The sequence below is a fragment of the Streptomyces sp. NPDC058964 genome, assembly GCF_042741275.1.
Classification (GTDB): domain Bacteria; phylum Actinomycetota; class Actinomycetes; order Streptomycetales; family Streptomycetaceae; genus Streptomyces.
Map to the genome: position 1 here is coordinate 1 of NZ_JBHYKH010000326.1, position 10,180 is coordinate 10,180.

Annotated in this window: 7 protein-coding genes and 2 pseudogenes; 2 read left to right on the top strand and 7 right to left on the bottom strand. The window is 70.7% G+C overall.

All coding sequences use genetic code 11. From position 1 onward, the window contains the following. The coding region (locus ACFW2E_RS31265; protein ID WP_384470491.1) for a cation-translocating P-type ATPase at nt 1-3,239 on the top strand (3,239 nt) is incomplete at its 5' end. A gap of 388 nt (nt 3,240-3,627) precedes the next feature. On the opposite strand, the gene ACFW2E_RS31270 is transcribed toward ACFW2E_RS31265, so the two are convergent. From ACFW2E_RS31270 to ACFW2E_RS31295, 6 genes and pseudogenes are all read right to left on the bottom strand, one after another. Further along, the gene (locus ACFW2E_RS31270) at nt 3,628-3,855 is read right to left on the bottom strand and encodes a DUF5133 domain-containing protein (protein ID WP_384470494.1); all 228 of its coding nucleotides are present in this window, start codon (nt 3,853-3,855) and stop codon (nt 3,628-3,630) included. Nucleotides 3,856-4,341: 486 nt separating this feature from the next. Further along, entirely contained in the window at nt 4,342-5,772 is a 1,431-nt protein-coding gene (locus ACFW2E_RS31275) for a selenium-binding protein SBP56-related protein (RefSeq protein WP_384470497.1), read from the bottom strand. A 246-nt stretch (nt 5,773-6,018) separates the two neighbouring features. Continuing rightward, a complete protein-coding gene (locus ACFW2E_RS31280) occupies nt 6,019-6,759 on the bottom strand; it encodes a VOC family protein (protein ID WP_384470500.1) in 741 nt (246 codons plus the stop codon). 189 nt (nt 6,760-6,948) lie between these two features. Beyond that, nucleotides 6,949-7,344 carry a DUF2267 domain-containing protein gene (locus tag ACFW2E_RS31285; RefSeq protein ID WP_384470508.1) on the bottom strand — a complete coding sequence of 132 codons (396 nt, stop codon included), beginning with the start codon at nt 7,342-7,344 and terminating at the stop codon, nt 6,949-6,951. 126 nt (nt 7,345-7,470) lie between these two features. Further along, a pseudogene (locus ACFW2E_RS31290) lies at nt 7,471-7,856 on the bottom strand (DUF2267 domain-containing protein); the annotation flags it as partial. Nucleotides 7,857-7,943: 87 nt separating this feature from the next. Continuing rightward, the gene (locus ACFW2E_RS31295; protein ID WP_384470503.1) at nt 7,944-8,378 is read right to left on the bottom strand and encodes an Hsp20/alpha crystallin family protein; all 435 of its coding nucleotides are present in this window, start codon (nt 8,376-8,378) and stop codon (nt 7,944-7,946) included. Between the two features lie 121 nt (nt 8,379-8,499). On the opposite strand from ACFW2E_RS31295, the gene ACFW2E_RS31300 reads away from it, so the two are divergent. Continuing rightward, nucleotides 8,500-9,171 (top strand): type III effector protein, encoded by a 672-nt coding sequence (locus tag ACFW2E_RS31300; RefSeq protein WP_384470505.1) that lies wholly within the window; start codon nt 8,500-8,502, stop codon nt 9,169-9,171. A gap of 644 nt (nt 9,172-9,815) precedes the next feature. Here ACFW2E_RS31300 and ACFW2E_RS31305 read toward each other — a convergent pair. Continuing rightward, nucleotides 9,816-10,180 (bottom strand): annotated as a pseudogene (locus ACFW2E_RS31305) (hypothetical protein); the annotation flags it as partial.

Sequence of the window (10,180 nt, forward strand, 5' to 3'; positions counted from 1 at the left end):
GGGTACTGGGACCCGTCGAATCCCTGACATTGAATGCAAGCACGAGGAAGCGGGCACGGGAGCGGCTGCGACGGGAGAGCGGGCAGCTCGCGCTGGGCCTGGCGTACGGACAGCGGCTGCTCGCCGTGATCAGCGCGCTGCCCGAGATGCATGATGCGGCGAGCGCCATCGTCGTGGCCGGGCACGCGGCCGGGCTCAAGGTGGTCGCGGCGGGGGCGCACACCGGCGACGCCTCCATGAGGGATGCAGACGCGATCGGCGCGGGTGATGATCGGCTGTTCGACTCCGTACGGGACTTGCAGCGTGACGGTGACGGCGTGCTGCTGCTCTCGCACGATCGCCACGCACTCGCGGCCGCCGATGTCGGCGTGGGCGTCGCCGACCCGCAGGAGGGTTCCCCACCCTGGGGTGCGGACCTCTACCTGGACGGCGATCCTGCTGCGGCCGTGGCGATCGTGGAGGCCTGCCGAAGCGCCCGGGAGACCGCGCGCCGGGGTGTGCGGATCGCCCAGGCCGCGGCCGTGGTCGGCGCGACGGCGGTGCTGGCGGGGCGGCAACGGCGTCCGGCGGCCCGGGGCGTGACGGCGTTCAACGTGGCGGCCACCCTTGGCCTCGTTGCCGGTGCCTGGTCGGCGGTACGGCTACTGCGGCGCCCACCGCCGCAGACCTCGTCGCGGCACCCATGGCATGCGATGGACCCGTCCACCGTTCTTGCCAGGACCGGTGGCAGCGAGGGCGGGCTGACGGCCCAGGAGGCCCGCGCACGGGCCACCACCACCGAGCGGGCGCCGACGACGTCGCTCGGACGGGTCTGCCTGGCCGAGATGGCGAACCCGCTCACGCCCGTTCTCGGCGCTGGGGCGGCCATGTCGGCATCGGTGGGTGCTGTCCTCGATGCCGTCGTCATCGTGGCGGTCACAGCCGTGTCCGGACTCATGGGCGGGTTCCAGCGGTACCGGACCGACCGCGCGGTCGCCCGGCTGAGGCGGAAGTCGGCCGTCATGGCCAAGGTGGTACGGGACGGGGAGGAGAGGAGTGTTCCTGCCGAGGAACTGGCCGTGGGCGACGTGGTGGAACTGAATTCGGGTGACGTGGTGCCGGCGGACGGCCGCCTGTTGGAGGCACATCACCTGGAAGTCGACGAATCCGCACTGACCGGCGAGTCGCTGCCGGTGGCCAAAAGTGTGGAGCCCGTTCTGGCCTCGGACATCGGGGACCGTACATCCATGGTCTACGAAGGCACCACTGCGGCAGCAGGCCGCGGCCGCGCGGTCGTCGTCGCCACCGGCACGGCCACCGAGGCCGGCCGCGCCGCAACAGGCGGGCGGGGAGCGGCACCCTCCGCGGGGGTCGAGCGCCGACTGGCCCGGATCACCCGTACCACGCTTCCGGTGGCCCTCGGTTCGGCCGCCGCGTTGGTGGCGGCGGGCATGCTGCGCGGACGCTCCGTCCGGGACACGGTCGGAGCAGGTGTCGGGCTGGCAGTGGCCAGCGTCCCCGAAGGGCTGCCCTTCTTGGTCTCCGCTGCCCAACTCGCCTCCGCCAGAAGGCTTTCCACGCGCGGGGCCCTGCTCAGGCGTCCCCGCACCATTGAGGCGGCCGGCCGCACCGACGTCCTGTGCTTCGACAAGACCGGAACCCTGACCCACGGACGGATCTCACTCGTCGCCGTCTCCGCCGACGGGGACAGCCGGCTTCTCGAAGCTCTCCGGGACGAGCAGCGTGCCGTCCTCGGTGCGGCGTTGCGGGCGACACCACGCCCGCACAACGGCGGCGAGCTGCAACACGCCACCGACGGTGCGGTCACCGGCGGCGCAATGGAGGCGGGAGTGAGCCGGACGACGGGCGCGCCAGGCTGGCAGCACACCTCGAGCCTGCCGTTCGAACCGAGCCGTGGATTCCACGCGACGCGAGGCCGCCTCGGGAAACGGCGGATCCTGTCGGTGAAGGGTGCGCCGGAGGAGGTCGTGGAGCGCTGTGCCACCCATGGCGGCCGGCCTCTCGACAAGAAGAGGCGCAAGGCGGTCCTCGCGACAGGAGAGAAACTCGCGGCCAAGGGCCACCGGATCCTCGCGGTCGCCGAACTCCGGGACGCGCCCGGGGGCAAGCTCACCGACGAGGCCGTGGACGGCCTCGACTTCCTCGGCTTCCTCGCGTTCGCCGACCGGGTGCGCGCCACCGCGCGCGACGCGGTGCGCCGACTCGCGGACGCGGGGGTACACATCGTGATGATTACCGGAGACCACCCGGGCACCGCCGAGTCGATGGCCCGCGAACTGGGTGTCCTGGACGGCAGACGGGTGGTGACCGGAGCCGAACTCGACAACCTCGACGACCGCGCCCTCGACAAACTGCTGCCCGACGTCTGTGTGGTCGCCCGCGGCGCCCCCGTGCACAAAGTCCGCGTGGTGCAGGCCTTCCAACGTCTGGGCCGTACAGTCGCGATGACGGGCGACGGCGCCAACGACGCGCCCGCCATCCGGCTCGCCGACCTCGGGATCGCATTCGGTAGGCGGGCCACGCCGGCCGCGCGTGCCGCGGCCGACCTTGTCGTCACGGATGACCGGCTGGAGACGGTGCTCGACGCGCTCGTGGAGGGCCGCGCGATGTGGGCCTCCGTACGGGAGGCCCTGGCGATCCTGGTCGGCGGCAACCTCGGCGAAATCGCCTTCACCGTACTCGGTGCGGCCGCCACCGGGACCTCACCTCTGACGGCGCGCCAGCTCCTGCTCGTCAACCTCTTCACGGACCTCGCCCCTGCCATGGCCGTCGCCCTGCGCCCGCCCAATCCCGAGGCCGCCGAACGCATGCTTCACGAGGGACCCGAGGTCTCGCTCGGCACGGCCCTGACCGAGGACATGGTGTGCCGCGCCCTGGCCACCACCCTGGGCGCCACGGCCGGCTGGCTGGCCGCACGGTTCACCGGCCGCGCCCCCCGCGCCCGCACCGTCGCCCTGGTCGCACTGGTGGGGACACAGCTCGGGCAGACCCTCCTCGTCGGAGGCCGCAGCGGAGCGATCGTCATCTCTTCCCTCGGCTCCCTGGCCGCGCTGGCGGCGGTCGTCCAGACCCCCGTCCTCAGCCAGTTCTTCGGCTGCACCCCCCTCGGCCCCGTCGCCTGGGGCATCGCGCTGTCCGCCGCGGCCGGGGCGACGGCGAGCTCGCTGCTTCTGCCGTCGCTGATCACTCGGATCCGGGCAGTGGTTGCCGAACGGCGTCCGGCTGCCGCCCTGTCGTAGCCGATGACCCACGAAGGGGCTTTCGGCCCGACGCGGCGCTGTAACCGATCAACGCCGGCAGCGCGGTTTGAAACCGGGGGATTGCATCCATTGCTCGGACGGCAGGTCAGCGGCAGGATTCCGGGTCGCGTCCCGGCCTGGGCGAGACACCATCTGCGAGGCTCTGCGGGGCCGGCCGGACTTCCAGCGAACCGCAAACCTGGTCCCGACTCCGGGTCGCCCACTGCATCGCCCACTGCATCGCCCGCTGCAACAGCGTCCGGTTGGGTCCGGGCCCTCAGGCCCTGCGGCCGATGCCGGGTCACACCCAGCCCGCGCCTGAACACCTGCCGGACGGCGGGGAGCGGCGGCCTGGTCCGCGCGCTGCTTGTGAGGCAGGCGCAGGAATTCAGGCGGGAACGAGGGAATCGTCGTGTGGGCGGGCGCCGGGCAGCCGGTGCCGGGCGGCAATCAGGGCGGCATCGATGTCACGGGTGCCGGTGGACACGCAGAGCGTGTAGGCGACGTCGCCCATGCGTCGGCGGACCTCCTCGCTGCCGTCCTCGGCGTGCAGGATGCGCAGCGCGTCGTACTGCTCGACCAGGTTCCGCAGGACGGCGGGGTGTGCCATGAGCACCGGGAGCCTCCCCCTCTTTTCAGTCGTCACATCGGCCATACCTCGCCCCGGTTACCCCCAGCCCGCACCGTCATACCTGGGCGTCCGGCAGCGGCCGCGAGGGCTTTGGCAGACCTGGTCCACGCGTGCTGGCGTGGGGCACGGCGGTCAACGGCCACCTGGTTGTCCGGCAGACAGGCCCCGTTCAGCCCCGTGCGGCACTCCCCGGCTCGCCTGACCGGACGCGAGTCTGCGACGTCCGGATGCGCGCGCCGGTACATCCATCTGCGGCGGACCTGCTGCGCGCCAGGCGGCGTGCCTCCTGCCCGCGCACACAGGTCTGATGAGTCCTTCCGGTGGCCGGGAGCCGGGCTGCCGCCGCACGGGCGTTGCCCACCGACCGGGTGAGGCGAACGCGCCAGGTTCACTTCGCCGCCCCGCTGGGGGATGACTGTCTGTCGGGGCGGGACCCCGGCCCCGACAACGGCCAACGGGACGGAGCGCATGTCACCGGCGGTAGCAGTACGAATCCGAGGAGGCGTCGCCGCCCTGCAGGCGCGTCTGGTGCACGCGCAACCCGGAGAAGTCCGTGCCGTGCGGGTAGAAGCCGCTGTCGATCAGGAGCCCGCCCTGCGCGGTGTCGGCGTCGAGTTTGACCATCCACGGGTCGATGCCCGAGGGATAGAACTGGTCGTCCCAGGCGGCATACAAGGAGTTCGTCAGGTACACGCGCTGCCCGTCGCGGCTGAGCTCGACCATCTGTGCTCCGCCGGTCAGCGGAGTGTCGGGCTCGGCGGGGTGCGGCTGCCTGTCGACGATGCCGCCGAGACGCACGGACGCGGTCTGCCTGGGACGGAATGGGTCGCTCACGTTGTACTGGAGCAGGTCACCGGTTCCCCATGCGGATACGTAAAGCCACTGGTCGTCCACGGACAGGTCGATGTCGGTGATCAACGGCGGCACGGCGCCGAACGGCTGCAGCGCGGGGGGCAGGTCCTGCGTTTGCGCGGGCTCGGCCGGAACGGTGATCACCTTGCGGATCACGAAGTCCTCGCCCTCCCGGTTCCACAACCAGACCGATGCCGACAGGTCCTCCACGTTGACCACGGTGTTGGTGAACCCCCACGTCGCCTCGGGGTCGTGCGCGGGGCGCAGTTCCAGGACCATCTGGTTCTCGTCCCCGAGGTCGAGACTCTGCAGATGCCGGCCGGAGTCCAGCTCCCAGAAGTGCAGTGAGTGGCCGTACCGGCGATTCAGCAGCAGTTCGGGGACAAGGCCGTCCTCGATCATCGAGGGGGTGCCCCACTCGCTGGTCACGGCGATGTTCTGGCGCAGGTGCCACCAGACGTCGTAGGCGAGCCACTGCGGTCCGCGGTCGCTCTCCCAGGCGCGCAGCACGTCGAAGCTTTCGTGGTCCAGCAGTGCGACGCCGCCGGGCCCCTCTCCATCGTCCGCGCCGCCCAGACAGGACAGGAACACTCCATCGGGGCCGCAGTGGAGGGTGTGCGGGCGTGAGTATCCGGCCTTGGCGGCCAGTTCCTCGGGCTCGACCACCTTGACCAGGTGGGGGCGGCCGGGATCGGGGCTGGTGTCGAAAACGTGCAACCGGGACGAGCGCAGTCCCGGGACGATGAGGTAGCGCCGCGCAGCGTGCTGGTGACCGGCGTGCGCCAGCGCGCTCGAGCAGGCGTTCCAGCCGAAGTGGTGCAGTTCGTTGCCCGCGTCGGGTAGCTCGGCGCGGGAAATCACGTGGCCGTACATGGGAGATTCGGGGTCCGTACCGACGGTGAACAACGCGTCGGCGCGCAGTGCTCTCGGGTCGAAACCCACGACGTAGGCGACCGTCTCCGGGGGCGCGGCGACGGCATCCGCCGGAGTGCGGTACAAGGTGGGATCGCTGTGCTCGTCGCTGTGGTGAGCGTGCTCGGTCGTCGTCATGGCTGTTCCTCACTCCCCGAACGGAAGCCTGAACCCGGGTGGACTCCCGGCACAGCAGCCAGGCTCACTCGTTCGAGATCGACATGCAGACTGGGGAGGGATATGTCATGAACCGAGCGTTTCACAACCCCGGAGCGGGCGCCAAGGCGGCAGCAAGGACCGCCTCCGTGCCCCTCCGCAGTCCAACCCACCCGGGGTCTTGGCACATGAGCACACAAGGCTCCCGTGTGTCGTGAAGGCTCCGCGTCAGGACGGGGCGAGGACGCAGAACTCATGGCCCTCCGGGTCGGCCAGGCACGTCCACGGAACGTCGCCCTGGCCGAGGTCGAGGTCGGTGGCGCCGAGGGACCGCAGCCGGGCCACCTCCGCTGCTTTGTCGTCACCGGGATACGGCAGCAGGTCAAGATGGACGCGGTCCGGCACGGTCTTCACGCCGGACGTGCGGAGGAACTCGAGATACGGGCCGACACCCCTGGCGGAGCGCAGCACCGCATGATCGTCGGTCACCTCGTGCAGGGTCCAGTCCATCGCCTCACCCCAGAACCGGGCCATGGCCCGCGGATCCGCGCAGTCGACCACCACCGCGGCGATCGGCCCGGTGTCCCGGTAGACCTCCCGAGGCTCCAGCACGCAGAACTCGTTGCCCTCCGGGTCGGCGAGGACCGTCCATGGCACTTTGCCCTGGCCCACGTGGGCGGGCGTCGCACCGAGCGCCTGGAGGCACGCGACCAACTCCGCCTGATGGGCCGCGGAGGTGGTGGCGAGATCGAGGTGCACACGGTTCTTGGTTGTCGTCTTGGGTTCCGGAACGGGAACGACGTCGATGCAGACGGCGACCGGGTCCGGCCACACGAGGCCGCCGGCAGGTCCGACGTAGGTGGTCACGCCGGGGCTGTAGGCACTCCAGCCGAGTGCCTTTGCCCAGAACCGGCCGATCGCCGAGGCGTCAAGAGCCTTGATGTTCACCTGAACAGGTCGCAGTGCCATGCCGGCGATCCTATGCACCCCCTCAGCAACGGCATCCGCACCGTCGCCGCACAGAGATCAACTCGCTCGCCGGCCGCAATGCTCAGCTCGCCAACCAGAGCGCTCCGCCCCGCCAGATGGCATGACGGAGGCCGGGGCGGTCGTGGTGGTCCCTCACCAAAGGGGGAAGTCTCGAGGACTGCCTTCTAGTCAGGCGGCCTGCGTGAGCTCGCCACGGCCGAACAGCAGGGCGTAGCCGGAGGGGAGTCGGACGAGGATGCGGCTGAGGAGTTCATCGCCGGCGAGCTGGGCCACGATGCGCAGGACGGTACCGGTGTCCCAGCGGGTCGTGGCCGGCGTGCCGCCGACGCGGCGTGCCAGGTCTTTGACGAAGCCCCAGCCGGTGAGGGGTTCGGTGGCGGGAGTCCCGGATGTGAAGGCGACGGCGGCCTCGTGCGGCAGTCTGGTGGCGAGCTCCACGCGCTCGTCGCCCGTGAGCTGGCGCCCGAGGCCAGCCAGCACGGCGCGCACGGCCTCCTCGGCCTGTGCGCGGGTGGGGTACGCGCCTTCGTACCGCACTCTTTCCAGCATCTGCTCGAACGTCATGCCCGCGGTGGACCCGCACGGCTCGTGCTGGGGAATCATCGGTGACGCGGTTGCCTTTCTCGTCTGAGGTGGTCGCGGCGCCGCTCGGGGTGAGGGAAGGGGGGCCCAGCCTGTGGGCCAGACCCGCTGGGGGTGGCCGAACAGCAGGTCGTGGCCCGCCGGGAGCTGGAACAGGATGCGGCGGGTGAGCTCTTCGCCCCGTGGCGTCCGCGGCCACGCTGAGCACAGCACTCACGTCCCAAGCCGCGGTCTGTTCAGTGGCTCCCTCGATCCATGCCGGGGTGGCCCGTACATACCGCTCGCAGGACAGCGGCTCGTACGCCTGGAGCGGATAGAGCAGGACGCGTGCCCATTCTTCCGGCAGCCGGGCGGTCACTTCCTTGCGTACTTCGCCCACCAGGTGCGCGCCCAGCAGTGCCGGGAGCGTGCGGGCCGCCCTCGGCTTGCTCGGTGGTCTCGTGCTCGCCGCGCTCCTCGACCTCGTCCAGGAACGCCTCCCCTCGCATGGTCATCGCTGCTGCCATGCGGGTGCGGCGACGAGCGGAGGACGGGGACGGCCACAACGAAGGCCCTATCCCCGCCTCCGGCCGGGAGAGAACTCAGCCGCTGATCTCCTTGTGCGCCGAGCCGCCACCGATGGCGATCTTGCGGGGCTTGGCGCGCTCTGCGATCGGGATCCGCAGGGTCAGTACACCCGCGTCGTAGTCCGCCTTGATGCGATCGGTGTCCAGGGTGTCGGCCAGCATGAGCTGACGGGAGAAGACACCCAGAGGCCGTTCGGAGAGCTCCATCTGCACATCGTCCGCCTTCGTGACGGGCCGCCGCTCCGCCTTGACGGTCAGCATGTTCCGCTCGACGTCGATCTCGATCGCGTCCGTGGAGACCCCGGGCAGGTCGAGGGCGATCACGTACTCCTCGCCCTCACGGTAGGCGTCCATTGGCATCGCCGACGGACGCGACCAGGTGCCAGTCGTATTCAGGAGCTGCTGGGTGAGCCGGTCAAGCTCACGGAACGGGTCGGTACGCATCAACATCGTGAAACACCTCCAGCGTCTAGGTCAGTGCCAATGCGTTCGCCTGCCACCGTTGTAACATGTCATCCAAGTGATGACAAGCAGGAGGTCGTCCAAGTGACGACATCGCAGTGGAGGCGCCATGGCCGTTGACGATCAGCCCACCCCCGGTGCCCGCGGCCTGTCCTTCCTCGCCGCCGCCGCGGCGCTGAACTCGATCAGCGAGGCCCTGCGCACCGCCCAGGCAGCGCGGGCCGAGGAGTACCCCGAGCCCAGCCAGGCCGGCCCGGAGCAGGCACTGGCCGCGCTCCTGCTGCTCCGCGAAGTACGCGATCAACTCGCCGAGTGGGAACCGGGCCTGATCGAAGCGGCCCGGGAGGCGGGCGCAAGCTGGGCCGACCTCGCTCACCCCCTCGGCGTCTCCAGCCGCCAGGCCGCCGAACGCCGCTACCTGCGCATACGCCCCGGAAACCCGGGATCCACGGGCGAGCAGCGGGTACAGGCCACTCGCGACCGGCGCGCCGCCGACCGCACCGTGACCGCCTGGGCCCGTGCCAACGCCGCAGAGCTACGCCGGCTCGCCGGGCAGATCACCGCGCTCACCGACCTCCCCGCCGCCGCCCGCAGCCCACTTGCCGAGCTCACCGCCGCTCTCGCCAACAACGACGCCGCCGCCCTCGTCGGCCCCCTGACCCTCACGCACACATACCTGGGGGCCCACCACCCCGACCTCGCGGGACGCGTCCATGACGTCACCCGCCACGCCGACCGACTCCGCCAAGACAGAGGCGACCAGCGCCGGAACCGAGCCTGATCTGCCGGCCTTCGGGTCTCCCCACTCGAACCGCGGCAAACCCCGTGCGCATCGGGTTCCGGCCTTCCCGGAGTGGTGAAGGATCTCCGTGTCCGGAACTGACACCGCTTGCAGCCCATTTACCTCCCGCCACACGCATCTGGCACCCCCAACCTTTCAAGTGGGGGTGCTTGAGGCTGAAGCGTTACGCGGTGAGGAATCGGACATTCCCGAGCCGGAAACGAGTCAGAGGCGGGCCCGGCGAGCGAGACATGGCCCTCGGGGCACAGGACGTAAGGGATGCCCCGTCGAATGGCCAGCCGCCCGCGATGCGCTGCAGACGCAGCAGGCTGCGACACCCATGTCGCGGTCCGCGTCCGGGCACAGTCGGACCTCATCCGCGTGCGCCTCTTCAAGGACCGCGGCGACTCCGTCGGCACCGACCCTGCGTTCACTACCATGTCCGACGCCCAACTCCTGCTGCACAACGGACGCCTGGCTGTCGGCGACGTCGAAGGCCTCACCCGCTTCGTGTACCAACTGGGGGCCGAGGAGCCTGGAACGCTCGCGTAGCGGTGGACAAGCCGGGTCGGGAGGCTCATGCCATCGACGGCGCGACCTCGCTCCGCCCGGCAGTGCTGCCGGGCAGAGCGGAATGTCTCAGGTCAACGGGAGCAGAGGGTGAGGTCGATCGTGGCACCCCGGTGCACGGCCGTCGGGCCGTGCGGGCTGACGCCGATCACCGTCCCTGGCGTGCAGCCCTGCTGGGCCGCCCTGCCGACCGTGCCCAGCTTGAACCCCTCCTTCACAATCTGCTGCTCGGCGGGCGACAGGCCCAGGCCGGAGAAGCCGATGGGGATCTTCACTCCCTTCTCGACGACCAGCACGGTGGTGGCCATGTCGCCCGTGGGCGCGTGGCCGGTCGTGGGATTGGGGGCGACGCTGGTCGTAGCGGGCTTGGGCACGACGCGGATCGTGGCTGGCTTGGACGCGACGCCGGTCGCGGCGGGCCGTGCGGTGTGCGTCGTGC